This window comes from Anabaenopsis elenkinii CCIBt3563 (genome assembly GCF_015245355.1).
GTDB classification, from domain to species: Bacteria; Cyanobacteriota; Cyanobacteriia; order Cyanobacteriales; family Nostocaceae; genus Anabaenopsis; species Anabaenopsis elenkinii.
Map to the genome: position 1 here is coordinate 4,355,845 of NZ_CP063311.1, position 16,097 is coordinate 4,371,941.

11 protein-coding genes are annotated in these 16,097 nt (G+C 39.8%); all 11 read left to right on the top strand.

All coding sequences use genetic code 11. From position 1 onward, the window contains the following. The first annotated feature begins 52 nt into the window (after window positions 1-52). Entirely contained in the window at window positions 53-2,206 is a 2,154-nt protein-coding gene (locus IM676_RS19000) for a tetratricopeptide repeat protein (protein WP_200988313.1), read from the top strand. A gap of 346 nt (window positions 2,207-2,552) precedes the next feature. Then, window positions 2,553-3,326, top strand: a complete 774-nt coding sequence (gene rfbF / locus IM676_RS19005; RefSeq protein ID WP_200988314.1) for a glucose-1-phosphate cytidylyltransferase — start codon at window positions 2,553-2,555, stop codon at window positions 3,324-3,326. Between the two features lie 45 nt (window positions 3,327-3,371). Then, window positions 3,372-4,478 (top strand): CDP-glucose 4,6-dehydratase, encoded by a 1,107-nt coding sequence (gene rfbG / locus IM676_RS19010; protein ID WP_200988315.1) that lies wholly within the window; start codon window positions 3,372-3,374, stop codon window positions 4,476-4,478. A gap of 61 nt (window positions 4,479-4,539) precedes the next feature. Next, the gene (rfbC, locus tag IM676_RS19015; RefSeq protein WP_200988316.1) at window positions 4,540-5,091 is read left to right on the top strand and encodes a dTDP-4-dehydrorhamnose 3,5-epimerase; all 552 of its coding nucleotides are present in this window, start codon (window positions 4,540-4,542) and stop codon (window positions 5,089-5,091) included. 64 nt (window positions 5,092-5,155) lie between these two features. Further along, window positions 5,156-6,469, top strand: coding sequence for an NAD(P)H-dependent oxidoreductase (locus tag IM676_RS19020; RefSeq protein WP_200988317.1), 1,314 nt, complete (start codon window positions 5,156-5,158; stop codon window positions 6,467-6,469). A 276-nt stretch (window positions 6,470-6,745) separates the two neighbouring features. Continuing rightward, a complete protein-coding gene (locus IM676_RS19025) occupies window positions 6,746-7,837 on the top strand; it encodes a glycosyltransferase (RefSeq protein ID WP_200988318.1) in 1,092 nt (363 codons plus the stop codon). Window positions 7,838-8,071: 234 nt separating this feature from the next. Beyond that, entirely contained in the window at window positions 8,072-10,315 is a 2,244-nt protein-coding gene (locus tag IM676_RS19030; RefSeq protein ID WP_200988319.1) for a GumC family protein, read from the top strand. Window positions 10,316-11,102: 787 nt separating this feature from the next. Next, window positions 11,103-11,816, top strand: coding sequence for a heterocyst development glycosyltransferase HepC (gene hepC / locus IM676_RS19035; RefSeq protein ID WP_200988320.1), 714 nt, complete (start codon window positions 11,103-11,105; stop codon window positions 11,814-11,816). Between the two features lie 134 nt (window positions 11,817-11,950). Then, window positions 11,951-13,792, top strand: coding sequence for a heterocyst formation ABC transporter subunit HepA (gene hepA / locus IM676_RS19040; RefSeq protein ID WP_200988321.1), 1,842 nt, complete (start codon window positions 11,951-11,953; stop codon window positions 13,790-13,792). 81 nt (window positions 13,793-13,873) lie between these two features. Further along, a complete protein-coding gene (locus IM676_RS19045; RefSeq protein ID WP_200988322.1) occupies window positions 13,874-14,713 on the top strand; it encodes a hypothetical protein in 840 nt (279 codons plus the stop codon). A 50-nt stretch (window positions 14,714-14,763) separates the two neighbouring features. Continuing rightward, window positions 14,764-15,927: a glycosyltransferase family 4 protein gene (locus IM676_RS19050; RefSeq protein ID WP_200988323.1), complete on the top strand. Its 1,164-nt coding sequence runs from the start codon at window positions 14,764-14,766 to the stop codon at window positions 15,925-15,927. The last annotated feature ends 170 nt before the right edge of the window (window positions 15,928-16,097 follow it).

Sequence of the window (16,097 nt, forward strand, 5' to 3'; positions counted from 1 at the left end):
ATGAGTTGGCGATATTAGTAATTTATATAACTCTATTCCCAGTAATTTTATCATGCAGGTCTTACGTTGTTTTCCTCAACCAGAAATTATCAACCTCAGCGTGAGTTTGGGGCGTGGCGGTGAAGCTTGTATCTATGCAGTACCGTCCTCTGGTGATTTAGTCGCTAAAGTTTATCACAAACCAACAGTTGCTCACGCCAACAAACTCCAGGCGATGCTGGTTAACCCTCCAGAAAACCCCACAGCTAGCTTGGGACATATTTCCATTGCTTGGCCTGTGGATTTATTACGGTTAAAAGATCAAGATCATAGGATCATCGGCTTTTTGATGCCTCGGATTCGTGGGATGCGTCCCATTATCGACTTTTACAATCCCAGAACCCGTCGCCAACACTGTCCCTTATTCAATTATCAGTATCTGCTACGTACCGCTCGCAATTTAGCAGCAGCTTTTGCCGCTTTACATAATACTGGATATTGCGTTGGTGACGTCAACGAGTCCAATATTCTGGTCAGCGATACAGCACTGGTGACTTTGGTGGATACTGATTCCTTCCAAGTATACGATCCTGATCAGGATCTTGTTTATCGCTGTCCTGTAGGTAAACCAGAGTTTACCCCACCAGAACTACAGAATAAAATTTTTGCTCAACATGATCGCCAAGTCACCCATGATTTGTTTGGACTGGCTGTGTTGATTTTCCAACTTTTAATGGAGGGTACTCACCCCTTTTCAGGTATCTTTCAAGGTACTTCTGAGCCACCACCCTACGAAGCCCGGATTGCTGCAGGACATTTCACTTATAGTCAAAAGCGTCAAGTACCTTATCTCCCTACCCCTATCGCACCTGCTTGGGAAGTGCTGCATCCTAAGTTGCAAGAATTGTTTTTACTTTGTTTTGAGGATGGTCACCATAACCCACATCTGCGCCCTAACGCCCAAACTTGGTTATCAGTTTTAGCCGAAGCAGAAGATAGTCTGATTACTTGTACCACTAATCCCCAGCATCGCTACAATCACCATTTAGATAGTTGTCCCTGGTGTGAACGTGCTTTACGCTTAGGTGGACGTGATCCATTTCCATCACCCAGAGCAGTAGAAAATCGCGAACATCTACACCCGCGAATTGTACCGAAAAGGCGTTACGCCCAGCGTCCACGTTCTCCACAACGAGTCAGGCCGCAATCCCAAATAAATTCTTGGCAATTACCTAAGTATTCTGTTTATCAACCTCAAAAAAATACAAAGTTTTATCCCGCTATCTTGTGTTTACTGGGTTTTGGTCTGTTGGGGTATTTAGACGTAGCCATTAAATTTACTCGTCCTTATATTTCTCAAAATGCCTACACTCAACAAACTTTGATGGCTCGTCCTCAACCCCAGCCAGAGACTCTGACTTTCGGCGATTACTATCAACAAGGTCATGATGCTTACCAAGCACAAGATTATCACAAAGCATTACAAAACTTTAGCCAAGCTATAGAACAGGAACCAACAAATGCTAGTGCTTATGTTCACAGAGGTAATGCGCGCTCTGAATTGAGAGATTATGAAGGCGCTCTGGCAGACTATAGTCAAGCTTTACAGATTAACCCTCAAGAAGTTAAAGCTTTGATCCACCGGGGTAATGTTCGTTATGTGCTGGCTGAATATAGCCACGATCCTGATCGGGAATATAATCTAGCGATCGCTGATTTTAATCAGGCTTTATTGCTGAATGATCAAGCAACAGAAGCCTATATTAAAAGGGGTATTGTCCGTTCGGAAATGGCTAGATACAGCGGTCAATCTGTACAAGATTATCAAAAAGCGATTCTTGATTTTACCCAGGCTATTCGACTGAATGCATCCAAAGCAGAAGCTTATTTTCAGCGCGGTGAAGTTCGCTATAGAATGGCACAATTTAGCAGCAACTTTATTCCCGAGTATCAACAGGTCATTGCTGACCTCAACCAAGCACTAAAAATCAATGGCAACTTGGCGAAAGTCTATCTCAAACGGGGGATGATTCGCTATGAACTTACACAATATATTGGTCAAGACTCTGACGACAACCATCTCAAGGCTCTTGAAGATTTACAAACCGCTGCCAAGGTATCCTTAGAACAAGAGGATACACACAGCTACCAGCAAGCGGTGAGCAGTATTTGTGTAATTATAGAAAGCCAATGTACTGCTTTATTAAAAAGTTCGGCAATGTGGTAATTGCATATGTAACCTACCAAATATAATCGGCAAATAATAACTATTATTATCTAAATATTTTGAGTATATTCCCAACAAAGACATGATAGGTTATTGCTTGTCATGTCTAATTATTTTGTTGAAGTTCAATTGATGTATAATTCATAATCAATTATTCATTTATATTTTATAGACTTAATAAAATTATTTACGCCAGCTTCATTAATTTGTTATAGATAACAGTTATATTATCTATAGAAATAAAGACCTTATACCAGCAATTGGTTCTGATCAAAACCCGTGCATCTGTTTTATGCCCAGAAGTTGGAGAAATCAATAAGCGAGAAATCCTCAACAATATAATTATATGAAAGCAGTAATTCTGGCTGGAGGACTAGGTACACGCCTCAGTGAAGAAACTAGTATCAGACCGAAGCCAATGGTTGAAATTGGTGGTAAACCAATTCTTTGGCACATTATGAAGATTTACTCCGCCCACGGCATTAATGACTTTATTATTTGTTGTGGCTATAAAGGTTACATCATTAAAGAGTATTTTGCTAATTACTTTTTACATATGTCAGATGTTACCTTCGATATGCGATTTAACCAAATGAATGTACATTCTGGTTATGCTGAACCCTGGCGCGTCACCCTAGTGAATACGGGAGATTACACCATGACTGGTGGACGATTAAAACGCATTAGTGAGCATATTGGTAACAGTACATTTTGCTTTACCTATGGTGATGGTGTCTGTAACATAAATATCACAGAGTTAATTAAGTTTCATCAAGAACAAAAAACCTTAGCAACACTCAGCGCAGTTCAACCTGCAGGACGCTTTGGTGCTATTTCCCTAGGACAAGAGCAAACTAAAATCAGCAGCTTTCACGAAAAACCTGAAGGTGATGGCGCATGGATTAATGGCGGTTACTTTGTTTTGGAACCAGAAGTAATTAACTTGATTGCTGATGACTCTACAGTTTGGGAGAAGGAACCATTAGAAAAACTCGCACAGATGAATCAGCTATCTGCCTTTAAACATGATGGTTTTTGGCAACCCATGGATACATTACGCGATAAAAACCTCCTCGATGAGCTATGGAAAAGTGGTCAGGCTCCTTGGAAAGTGTGGTAATTAAATGGTTGATTTACGTAGTATTGTATGAGGAGAATTTATCCCATGGAATCCAATTTTTGGGCAGGAAAAAAAGTTTTTGTCACCGGACATACAGGCTTTAAAGGTAGTTGGTTATCACTGTGGTTACAAATGTTAGGGGCTCAAGTGTATGGTTATGCTTTAACTCCTCCCACAAAGTTGAATCTGTTTGAATTAGCTGGTGTTGCTGATGGAATGACATCGGTAGTAGGAGACATCAGAAATTTAGATTTTCTCCAGCAAGTAATGCAAACCTACCAGCCAGATATTGTGATCCATATGGCTGCTCAGGCGTTGGTGCGGGAATCTTACTACAACCCAGTAGACACCTATGCGGTCAATGTTATGGGAACAGTTAATGTCTTAGAAGCAGTCAGGAATGTACCCAGTGTCAGAGCAGTAGTGTCGGTTACCTCTGATAAGTGTTATGAAAATCGGGAATGGGTTTGGGGCTACCGGGAAACAGATCCTATGGGGGGATATGACCCTTACAGCAGCAGTAAAGGATGTGCCGAATTAGTCACTACAGCTTATCGTCAATCGTTCTTTAATCCCGCTGATTACGCCCAACATGGGGTCGCGATCGCCAGTGTGCGAGCCGGGAATGTAATTGGTGGAGGGGATTGGGCTAAAGATCGGTTGGTTCCCGATATTCTCAATGCTTGGCTTTCCGGGAAAGAAGTTGTCATTAGAAACCCCCAAGCAGTGCGCCCTTGGCAACACGTTCTGGAACCCCTAAACGGTTATTTAATGCTGGCTGAAAAATTATTTACTCAGGGTTCAGTATATTGTGGGGGCTGGAATTTTGGACCAAATCAGTCAGGAGTGAAAACTGTAGCTTGGGTAGTGAATCAGCTACAGCAGTTTTGGGGTGACAACGCTCATTGGATTGAGGATGGTGGAGTTAAACCCCATGAGGCTAATTTTTTAACCTTGGATTGTTCTAAAGCCCGGACTGAAATTCATTGGGAACCTCAATTAGATTTACCGACTGCTTTAGCTTGGATTGTGGATTGGACTAAAGCCTGGCAAAAAGGCCATGATATGCAGGAAAAAACCCAATCTCAGATTCAGCAGTTTATGCAACTTGCAGATTTTCAGCAACGAGAATTTTCTCTGGTAGTAGTTTAATACATGAATAGTGGGATTAATTAAACTACCGATTACGAGATAATCTAACTTCATAAATTCTATGAATTTTACTCCAACTGCACTCAAAGACGCATTCATTGTTGATGTGGAAAAAAAGCCGGATCATAGGGGATTTTTCGCACGTGGTTTCTGTGCTCAGGAATTTATGGCACATGGTTTAAAACCTACGGTTGCCCAATGTAATATATCTTTTAACCACAAGAAGGGTACTGTCAGAGGAATGCATTATCAAGTGTCCCCAGCTGCAGAAACCAAATTAGTGCGTTGTACTCAAGGGGCTATCTATGACGTAATTATTGATATGCGTCCTGATTCCCCCACATTTTTATCACATATTGGTGTGGAATTGACCGCAGAAAACCATCGAGCTTTGTATGTCCCAGAAATGTTTGCTCATGGTTATCAAACCCTGACAGATGAGGCTGAGGTTGTCTATCAAGTCGGTGAGTTTTATACACCAGGTTATGAACGGGGATTACGCTATAATGACCCATTTTTTAATATTGAATGGCCTCTAAAAGTGACTGAGATTTCAGAGAAAGACTTAAATTGGACTTTACTGGAAATGATCCCGGTTGGTAGCGCGGATTAATTTTATAAGTGTATTTACTGATTTTGTCCAGAATTTTAAAAAAATAACACAGAAGGTTGAGCTAATGATTATTATTGATCGTGCCTTACAAGCCCGCGCAGCAGCAGGTAATCCGGTGAAAGTGGGGATGATTGGTGCTGGTTTTATGGGTCGGGGGATTGCTAATCAAATTATTAATTCAGTTCCCGGAATGGAGTTAGTGGCGGTTTTTAGCCGTCAGGTTGATGCAGCTAAAAGAGCTTATACAGAAGCAGGACGAGAAAATATTCAAGTTGTTACCAGTGTAACCGAATTAGAAACAGCGATCGCACAGCATAAATATGCAGTTACCGAAGATGCTGAATTACTCTGCCAAGCTGAGGGAATTGATGCCATCATCGAAGTGACTGGCGCAGTCGAATTTGGTGCTCACATTGTGATGGAAGCGATCGCCCATGGTAAACATGTAATTATGATGAACGCCGAACTTGACGCGACCATCGGACCGATCCTCAAAGTGTATGCCGACAAAGCTGGAGTCATTCTCAGCGCCTGTGATGGTGATCAACCAGGGGTAGAAATGAATCTTTACCGATTTGTCAAAAGTATTGGTCTAACTCCCCTATTATGCGGTAATATTAAGGGACTTCAAGACCCCTATCGCAATCCCACAACCCAAGAAGCATTTGCTAAACGTTGGGGTCAAAAAGCCCACATGGTCACCAGCTTTGCCGATGGAACCAAAATATCCTTCGAGCAAGCGATCGTTGCCAACGCCACAGGAATGAAAGTAGCCCAGCGGGGAATGCTAGGTTACAACTTCACTGGTCATGTAGATCAAATGACCAAAATGTACGATGTAGAACAACTCAAAGAACTTGGTGGTATTGTTGATTATGTAGTTGGCGCTCAACCTAGCCCTGGCGTGTTTGTATTTGCTACTCATGAAGACCCCAAACAACGCCACTATCTAGATTTGTACAAATTAGGTGAAGGTCCCTTATATAGCTTCTACACTCCCTATCACCTCTGCCATTTTGAAGTTCCATTATCCGTAGCCCGTGCTGTCCTGTTCCAGGATACCGTTTTATCTCCCCTAGCCGGCCCAGTGGTAGATGTAATCACCACTGCCAAAATTAACCTCAAAGCTGGCGAAACCCTAGATGGTATTGGCTACTATATGACCTACGGCCAATGTGAGAATTCTGCCATTGTTCAACACCAGAAATTGCTACCCATCGGTTTAGCCGAAGGATGTCGCCTCAAACGAGACATTTACCAGGATCAAGTCATCACCTACGATGATGTAGAGTTACCTCAAGGTAGACTTTGCGACCAACTGCGCGCAGAACAGAACGCTTATTTTGCATCCGAAAAAGTTCTGGCAATGGTTGGGTAATAACAGTATCTTTTGTATCAGTGCAGTGAAGAAACCCCCTCAAAAGCTCAGACGATATTTGAGGGAATCTTCCACAAAAACATCAATTGAGTTTGTAGTTAGAACTTGATTCCCAGCAACATTGATCATGAGGGCAGATCTTTTGACCTTGTCTAGGTTTGTATGTAGAGGGGAAAGATATCAGAATCGGCATTGATAATTCTCACAACTCAAGTTATTAACAGCAACTAGCTGCAAACTTTTGCAACATACTTAACAAGAAATTTACACACAACTATGAAAATTGCTCTAGTTCATGATTACTTAACCCAGCGCGGTGGAGCAGAGCGCGTATTTGAGTTACTTTGTAGACGCTATCCCGAAGCGGATGTTTTTACCTCTTTATACAATCCGCAAAAAACTATTGATATGGGTGAGCGTATAGTTAAAACTACTTTTTTGCAAAAAATACCCGGTGCAGTCAAGTATTTTAGATTGATGGCTCCTTTGTATTTTCCTGCCTTTCGTGCTTTAGATTTACAAGATTACGATTTGATTATTAGTAGCAGTACTAGCTTTGCCAAAGCAGTACGCAAACGTCAAGATGCAAAACATATTTGTTTTTGTCATAATATTACCCGTTTCCTGTGGGATACAGAAACTTATTTAAGGGAATATGGAGACTACCGATATTTTGCGCCATTAATTGAGCAAATTTTTCAATTAATGAGAAATCTGGACTTGAAATATGCTCAGGAACCTGACTTATACATTGCTAACTCTAGTATAGTTGCCCGTCGTATTGAAAAAATTTATAATAAACAAGCAATTGCCATTAACTATCCCATTGATACAAATAACTTTGTGTTTTCAGATATAAAAGATGAATATTATTTAGCCTCAGCGAGAATGATCAGCTATAAGCGGCTAGATATAATTATCGAAGCATTTAATTGGCTAGGTTGGCAATTATTAATCTCAGGTGATGGACCTGAACAAGAACGTCTCAAAGCTAAAGCTTTAGATAATATTAAATTTTTAGGACACGTCAGTGATTCTCAACGCAAAGAATTATTTTCTAAAGCCAAGTCTGTGATAGTTGCAGCTTTAGAGGATTATGGATTAGTTCCAGTTGAGGCCAATGCTAGTGGCACACCCGTGATTGCCTACGGGGCAGGTGGAGTTTTAGATACACAGATACACGGTAAAACAGGGGTATTGTTTAACAGACAAACACCAGAGTCCATACAATCTGCATTACTAGAGTCCGGACGAATCATTTGGGATTATGAAAGTATTCGTAACCATGCAGTGAATAATTTTTCGGAGCCAGTATTTTTTAACAAGGTTGAGCAGCTTATTGAACAAACTTGTAGTGTGAATTTATAATTTTTGAGCTATTGTATACTAAATATCAAAACGAAGCAAAGATGACACTTCTAGAAATAAAAATCGAGTTATATTTTCTAAATTAAAGATTAGGTAAAGCTAATGTTTCCACCATAAAATCTATTGTCATAGTTAGCCTGAGAGATTAGAATCAGGGAGAATTAAAAGTAGTATGACTATATCCCGCAGGGGATTTAAGTTACCCATAGCGTATCGTATATCAGGATAATAAACATGAATCAACCTAGTCTTAGTCCCGGTATAAATCATATTAGTAACTCTAATATAGAACCCAGTTACGGACAGCTATTTAAGATATTGATTCGCAGGTTTCCTTGGTTCTTGGCAGTATTTCTGACTTCAATCGCAATAGCGTCTGTGGTAACTTCTAGGACAAAACCTACTTACAAAAGCTCCATGCAGCTGCTTGTAGAACCTAACTATCAAGGTAGGGGAGAAGGTGCCGGGTTGGACAGTCAATTTATCGAGCCTAATATTCAGATAGATACAGCAACTCAGCTGAATCTAATGCAAAGTTCAGGACTGATACAACAAGCAGTTGAAAAACTTAAATCTGACTATCCTCATATCAATGTCAACGCAATTAAAGAATCTTTAGTTCTTTATCAAATCAGGAATAAAGAAGATAATTTAGCTACAAAAATTTTCCAAGTAGAGTATACTGCCAATGATCCAGAACAGACCCAAAAAGTTCTGGAGGCAATTAGGCAAGTTTATGTGGAATATAATAAACAGCAACAGGATGCGCGGTTACAAAAAGGTTTACAAGTTATTAGGGAACAGTTAAATAAAGCCAGCGAGGAAGTGAACGCCTCAGAGACGAACCTACAAAGATTTCGCAGAAACCAAAATTTAATCGATCCTGAGTCACAAGCTAAAATCCTAGAAGACTCTTTAAATGCTATTCAACAAGAGCGTCGTACCACTCGTTCTCAGTATCAAGAGGCTATAGCACGCCAAAAAACTTTGCAAGAACAACTCAGGCGTTCTCCACAAAATGCTCTGGTTGCTTCTCGTCTGAGTCAGTCTGCTCGCTACCAAAGCTTACTCAACGAAATTCAAAAAACCGAACTAGCACTAGCTCAAGAGCGTTTGCGTTTTACCGATGCAACTCCCAATGTGCAAAAGCTCGAAGAACAACTTGAAAGCCAGAAGAAATTATTGCAACAAGAGGTGAGTAGAACTTTAGGTGTACAGTCTAATAGTATAATTTCTTCCCAAGTACCTCTTTTGGAACAAGGACAATTTGGTGATATTGACCTCAACCTGGCTACTCAGTTAGTGGAGACGCAAACAACTATAGTTGCTTTAAGCGCCCGCGATCAAAGTTTGGCGGAAAAAGAAAATGAATTGCGTTTTGAAATCAAACGCTTCCCGCCTCTGTTGGCTTATTACAATCGGATTATGCCACAGCTACAATTTAGCCGTGAAAGGTTAGAGGAGCTATTGCGAGCAGAACAGAAATTGCGGCAAGAACTTGCCAAAGGGGGCTTTAACTGGGAAGTTGTGGAAGAACCGCAATTAGGTATTTACATGGGCCCCCATCTCCAACAGAATCTGTTGTTGGGTGCAGTGGTTGGCTTGATGTTGGGAGGTATGACTACTTTTATTCGAGAAGCATCTGATGATGCTGTTCATACCACTGCTGAATTGGAAAAACAGGTTTCCTTACCTTTGTTGGGAACTACTCCCAAACTACCAACTACCAAAAACAGAGAATCAATTATTAAGTTACCTTTTGGTAAACCAGAAGTTCTTGCCCCGTGGACAATTCAGGTGTTGCAATCGGCACCGCGTTGGGAATCCCTGGATTTAATTTTGAAAAATATCGAACTTTTAAATTCAGTTCCCAACTTGAAGTCTCTGATGGTGACCTCGCCCTTACCAGATGAGAGTAAATCCGCTTTGGCTTTGGGTTTGGCTATGAGTGCGGCTCGTTTACACAAACGGGTACTACTGATTGATGCCAATTTACGAGCGCCTAGCCTCCACAAACAGCTCAATCTTCCCAATGAGCAAGGGCTATCTACTCTCTTGGCTAGTGATGTGGCTATTCCCAACCAGACTGGTATTCCCAGTTTAGATTCGGCTTACATTGATATTTTGACAGCCGGGCCTATACCTATTGACCCGGCAAATCTTCTGAGTTCACCACGCATGAAGGAACTAATGGCGGAATTTGAGGAAAATTATGATTTAGTTCTCATAGATGCTCCGCCAGTTATCGGTTTGGTGGATGCCATGCTTACGGCTTCATCTTGTCGTAGTGTGGTACTCGCAGCAAGTATGAGTAAAGTAACTCGCAGTCAACTAACCCAAGCTACAACCATGTTGAGTAAGTTAAACCTGATCGGGGTTGTTGCTAGTGGAGTCTCAAACTCTAGTAGTAGTTATGTACACTATCCCCAGCCGTCTAGGTCGTCTCAATTGGCGCTACAACAAGCGGTGGAAAAATAAGGGAGAAACAGAGGAAGCATCTACTTGTATCAGTGTGCAAATTCACCAATTGAAAGGTTTTATATTATGTGCAATCGCTCAGGTCAACTGCCCTCCGGGTATCCAAGCAACAGTACTGGAGCGATCGCACATATCTTTTTTTGAGATAATTCTCGAAAGCCGCTTCAATTCCAGGTAAGGTAGAGAAATTCCATAGAAGGTCTCTACATTCTTTTTGCTAGATGAGTAATATTAAATCGCCAGGATACTACTGTTACTTTAAAATCAGTATATTTATAGCAGCTTTATAATTTGGCATAAAAACCACTGGCTGTTTAAAGACTAAATAAAGAATGCAACTGAGCATATAGTCAGGTCTCCAAGGTCTTATATCCTAGACATTAAAGCCCCAACGCAACAACTAAAAGTCAAAGTTAAACTGGTTTTGTGAGACTAAGCAAAAAAATAGGTAGTCGCAACTAAACGTAGATATGAATTTATGGCGCACTTAAGGAATGAGGTAATTTTCTGGAAGCACTTGTCTATAAGTTATTCAAATAATACCCTTAATTGCCTGGTTGTGCCGTATGTTTACTACTACTTATTTCCTAATTATCCTTTTGGTTTGTACATTTTCACGTCAGCATAATTGCCAAAAATATAGATGTATCTGGAGTGCAAGTTAAAAACTATATTTTTGCACACAATCATCTATTGTTGCCGCAAAACCAAATTCGGTTGGAGTCTTTGGCATTGATAGCCTTCAATATTAACTCAGCGATTCACTATTGTATAGATCCAAAGACATATGACAATTTCACTAATTCCTCCTGCTCTAGGCAATTCCTCTGATCAACCCCAGCAACACCACAATCATCGCTTTTCTTACTGTACACTCCAATGGCGGCGTGGTCAGTTGTTAGTCAAATCCCCCGGAAAAACTCAACAGTTTTATCTACCTTCTTTACATGATGAGCAATTATTAATAAATTGCTTAAAACATTCTCCAATCAATTTGGTCAGTATAGATCCAACAGTTGGCAAGGATTATCTAAAACTGTGGGTTGAAGCCTGTCAGGAAGCTGGAAAGCCCATATTTCTGAGATTACAGTCTAGCAATAAACAAGTTAGCCGTTGGCAACAACTCATTGACTGGATTACCGCTTTGTTTTTACTACTACTCATGAGTCCAGTTATGCTGGTATTATTTTTCATTTTACAGATTGAGTCACCAGGGGGAGTTTTGACCAGTGAGTGGCAGGTGGGAAAACGAGGTAAAATCTTTCGTGCCCTCAAGTTTTGTACAACCACAAATGAGAAGCTTACACCTGTAGGGCGTTGGATACGTAAATATGATCTAGACTATTTGCCCCAGTTGTGGAATGTGCTGCGCGGTGAAATGACTTTGATGGGATCTGGTAGTTGTACTTTAGAAAATGCCCTAACTTTGGCAGAACAAGAGCAGATGACGGATTCATGGCAACAATCTACTCTCTTGAATTTAGATAACCCAACACTGTGATTTGATCCTAAATGCATTTAGTCTCTCAGGTGCCTTATGGCCCTTTGTCTGACGCCCCCTCAAACTCAAATTAAAGGGTTGTTGAGCATCTCTATGACTGTTCCAATTGATCACATTATCTTTGTCAAAGAATCATGTATATTCATGCTGCCCAAGTCTTAGGCGATCGCTTTAAAGCCAGTAAATTTTGGCAGAAAAATTATTTAATATTGAGAGAATTTAAAAAATTCCGCAAAGTTGCTATTCTCGCTTTACTATTTTCAGTAATAGCTGCAACTTTTGAAGGTTTTAGTATTGGCTTTCTCTTGTCATTTTTGCAAAATTTAACTACCCCTGATGCCGAACCAATTCAAACTGGAATCTCCTGGTTTGACACTTGGATTTTAGCAGATCATTCATCGGCAATTAATAGGCTATATCGTATTTCTTTACTAATTTTACTGAGTACCTGGATACGTGCTAGTTTCAATTACCTCGCACAAGTATACATAGAAATATCTCAATTACGTCTAGCCGACTGCTTGCGTAAACAAATTTTTGAGCAGTTACAAGGATTATCCTTAAGTTATTTTAATAATACACGTTCTGGAGAAATAATTAATAGTGTCACTACGGAAATTGAAAGAATAAAACAGTGGTTTAGTGGATCAGCATTTTTGATAACTAGAGGGATAACCATTGGTGTATATTTTCTCTCCATGTGTTTATTATCTTGGCAGCTGACAATTATTTCTTTTCTATTATTCACCTTAATAGGGGTTGGATTATCAACACTAAATGCCCGTGCCAGGGAAACTAGTTTTAGTACATCGGTTGCTAATGGAAAATTTACTTCTATAGCTATTGAATTTATTAACGCAATTCGCACTGTTCAGGCATTTTCAACTCAAGAATTTGAGCGCCATCGTTTTTATGATGCTAGCAATCAAGTAGTTAGCACCTCTACCAAAGTTGTATTAACCTGGGCGCTGGTTAGACCACTAGCTGAAGCTATAGCTAGTACGATTCTTATTGGGATGATTGTGTTTGCTTTTACTGCTTTTGTTGCCAATGGAACCCTAGAGGTCGCTTCTTTGCTCACATTTTTCTTTGTTCTCTTTCGGGTTGTGCCAATTGTCCAAGATATTAATGGCACTAGAGCCCATCTTAGCACAATTGCAGGAGCAGCGGATAATATTAAGGAGCTAATTAGAACGGACAATAAAACCTATTTACAGAATGGTTATCTCCCATTTAATGGGCTAGAATATTCAATTGATATAGTGTCAGTGGATTTTGGCTATGATGCGAATACATCAGTGCTAAATAATATTACCCTGAGTATTGAAAAGGGTAAAACTACGGCGTTAGTTGGTGGTACTGGTGCTGGTAAAAGTACATTGATTGATTTAATTCCCCGATTTTATGACCCAACTGCCGGAAATATCATGATTGATGGGGTGAATATCCGCAAATTTGATATTAAGTCTTTACGGAAGAAAATCGCTGTTGTCAGTCAGGATACATTTATTTTCAATAGTTCTGTGGCGAATAATATTGCCTACGGTACAGAAGGAGCAAATGAGGCTCAAATTCGCAAAGTTGCTCAACTAGCCAATGCACTAGAATTTATTGAAGAAATGCCTGAAGGCTTTAATACCCAATTGGGGGATCGGGGTGTGCGATTATCTGGAGGACAACGCCAGCGAATTGCCATCGCCCGGGCTTTGCTGCGAAACCCAGAAATTTTGATTTTGGACGAAGCCACTAGCGCTCTTGATTCCATGACTGAACGCTTGATTCAAGAATCTCTAGAAAAGCTATCTATAGGTAAAACAGTTATTGCGATCGCTCACCGTCTCTCAACTATCGCCCAAGCTGATAAAGTCGTGGTATTAGAACAAGGGCGCATTGTTGAGCAAGGTAATTACCAGGAATTATTAGAACTTAAAGGCAAGTTGTGGGAATATCACAAGACCCAATATCAAATGGGCTAACATGGATAAATTTATCCGGATTTATGGCTGGTAAATTGCAGAATAAATTGGTGGATTTTTGATTTTTAGGATATATAAAAAATGGTAAATATTGGTTATCATGTGGCTCGATTGCAAGGGAAAATTAACCGTAATTTATATCAATCTAAGATAGGTAAAACGGTTAAACGTGACATCAAAACAACTCAACAAGTTCCCTTGAGTGTATATGCATTATCTTGTGAACGAGACTTACCAGAACAAGTCGCAAGTATTCGCTCATTTATCACTCATGTTGGTATACCTCATAGATTTACCGTGATTTCTGATGGTAGTTATACTGATTTGAGTTGTCAGTTACTGCGCCAGATTCATCCCTGTGTTGAAGTCATACCCATCAAGGAATTTATTAAACCAGATTTACCGCAATGTGTATGTGATTATGCCCAAATCCATCCTATGGGTAAAAAATTATCAGCATTGATGTCAATTCCCATTCATGGTGCCACTATCTATACAGACTCAGATATTTTATTCTTCCCAGGGGGAAGTGATTTAGTAGAGTTAGCTAATTCAGATAGTCCAGTCTGTCATTATTTACCAGATTGTGCAAATTCACTAGATGGGAGAATCCTTTATGAAGAAACAGAAAAATTAAATCCTATCAATGCAGGATTTATTTTGTTTAAGCATGAGTTAGATTGGAGTTTTGCCGTTAAACGTTTAGCAAATTTATCAGGAACACCAAGCTATTTTACAGAACAAACCATTGTCCATTTGACAATTCACTATAATGATGGCATACCATTATGCTCAGATAAGTATGTCTTAAATGTGAAGGATCAATTTATATATCATGATACATTTTCTAGTAGCAAAATTGCCTTACGGCATTACGTGAGTGATGTCAGACATAAGTTTTGGATGAATATCAAAAAGTAAATTTTTCCGACTGATACACCGTGAATAAAACTATAAGTAATAGCTGTAATATGAGTCATACATTGGTTGAGAAAAAACAGATTTATCACTGCTCACGTGTTGATATAAATGGGGGTGGTGGTTTGGAAACTTATCTAGCTTCTCTGGTAAATTCTCAGATGAGTGGGGTGAGCGATCGCACAATTTATTCTTTAAAGAATTTCGATCAGCAACAAGCACAATTACTGCACATCCACGACCCGGAAATGTTGCTGGATTTGCAGGAAGAATGTCCAGCCATATTGACTTTACATAATCATTCTATTTACTGTGTTAGTGGCACAAAATATTTATCTAATTCTAATAAAGTTTGTGATCGAATTATCAATCCTATGGGATGTACTTGGGGTAATTTAGTAGAGGGTTGTGGAACTCGTAGACCCCATAAAATTGTCTATAACTGGTTTTATACTTACCATAGTTTACAAAGACTAAAGCAGCTAAAAATTCCTGTAATTGCTAATAGTGACTATGTGCGTCAACAAATTATTAATTGTGGTTTAGCGCCTGAAAGATTGGTAACACTGCGCTGTAGTGTCAAACCTCCCCAACTTCCTACCGCACCACTAACTCCAGAAATTCATCAACATCAGCGTTTATTGTTTGCTGGGCGGATTGTACCTGATAAAGGCGTGGAATGGCTAATTAAAGCTTTAGCACATACCCACCCAGGTATTCATCTTGATATTGCTGGGGATGGTTGGAGTAAGCCCAGTATGCAAAGATTAGCAGGTCAAATGGGGTTAAGCGATCGCATTACTTGGCATGGTTGGTGTGACACAGAAAAATTAGAATCACTTTATCAACAGTGTTTTGGTGTGGTTTTTCCCAGTCTTTGGCCGGAACCTGCTGGTTTGGTCACTCTAGAAGCTTATAGTCACTATCGCCCAATTGTTGCTAGTGCAGTTGGGGGTATTCCTGAACATGTGAAAGATGGAAAAACTGGAATTTTAGTTTCACCTAATAATATTAAACAGTTAGCTGCTGCTATCAATGAATTAGGAATTAATTATTCCCAAAGCCGACTGATGGGTGAGATGGGTAATGCTTGGTATCAAGAAGAATTTACTATGGATATTCATGTACGAAAATTAGCAAAAATCTATTCCCATACAATTGCTGCTTTTTCTAAGATAAATACCACGAATATTTCTTGGGATTTTTCCCATATTTAATCCTGTTTATCTGAACCATTTCCTGAATAATGAAATAGCGAAATGTTCCAGGTAAATGAATTACAGATATTAATTGTAGAACTATTTTAGTGTGGGCATTACACCCACACTGCTGTACCTCAATCAGATCAAAATTGCTGTAATTTTTAGTTGTCTCTAGATTTTTAATA

Excerpts from the sequence above, each read along its gene's own strand:
- IM676_RS19050 (WP_200988323.1), top strand. The coding sequence starts at position 14,764 with ATGAGTCATACATTGGTTGAGAAAAAACAGATTTATCACTGCTCACGT.
- rfbF (WP_200988314.1), top strand. The coding sequence starts at position 2,553 with ATGAAAGCAGTAATTCTGGCTGGAGGACTAGGTACACGCCTCAGTGAA.
- hepC (WP_200988320.1), top strand. The coding sequence starts at position 11,103 with ATGACAATTTCACTAATTCCTCCTGCTCTAGGCAATTCCTCTGATCAA.
- rfbG (WP_200988315.1), top strand. The coding sequence starts at position 3,372 with ATGGAATCCAATTTTTGGGCAGGAAAAAAAGTTTTTGTCACCGGACAT.
- IM676_RS19020 (WP_200988317.1), top strand. The coding sequence starts at position 5,156 with ATGATTATTATTGATCGTGCCTTACAAGCCCGCGCAGCAGCAGGTAAT.
- rfbC (WP_200988316.1), top strand. The coding sequence starts at position 4,540 with ATGAATTTTACTCCAACTGCACTCAAAGACGCATTCATTGTTGATGTG.
- hepA (WP_200988321.1), top strand. The coding sequence starts at position 11,951 with ATGTATATTCATGCTGCCCAAGTCTTAGGCGATCGCTTTAAAGCCAGT.
- IM676_RS19025 (WP_200988318.1), top strand. The coding sequence starts at position 6,746 with ATGAAAATTGCTCTAGTTCATGATTACTTAACCCAGCGCGGTGGAGCA.
- IM676_RS19045 (WP_200988322.1), top strand. The coding sequence starts at position 13,874 with ATGGTAAATATTGGTTATCATGTGGCTCGATTGCAAGGGAAAATTAAC.
- IM676_RS19030 (WP_200988319.1), top strand. The coding sequence starts at position 8,072 with ATGAATCAACCTAGTCTTAGTCCCGGTATAAATCATATTAGTAACTCT.
- IM676_RS19000 (WP_200988313.1), top strand. The coding sequence starts at position 53 with ATGCAGGTCTTACGTTGTTTTCCTCAACCAGAAATTATCAACCTCAGC.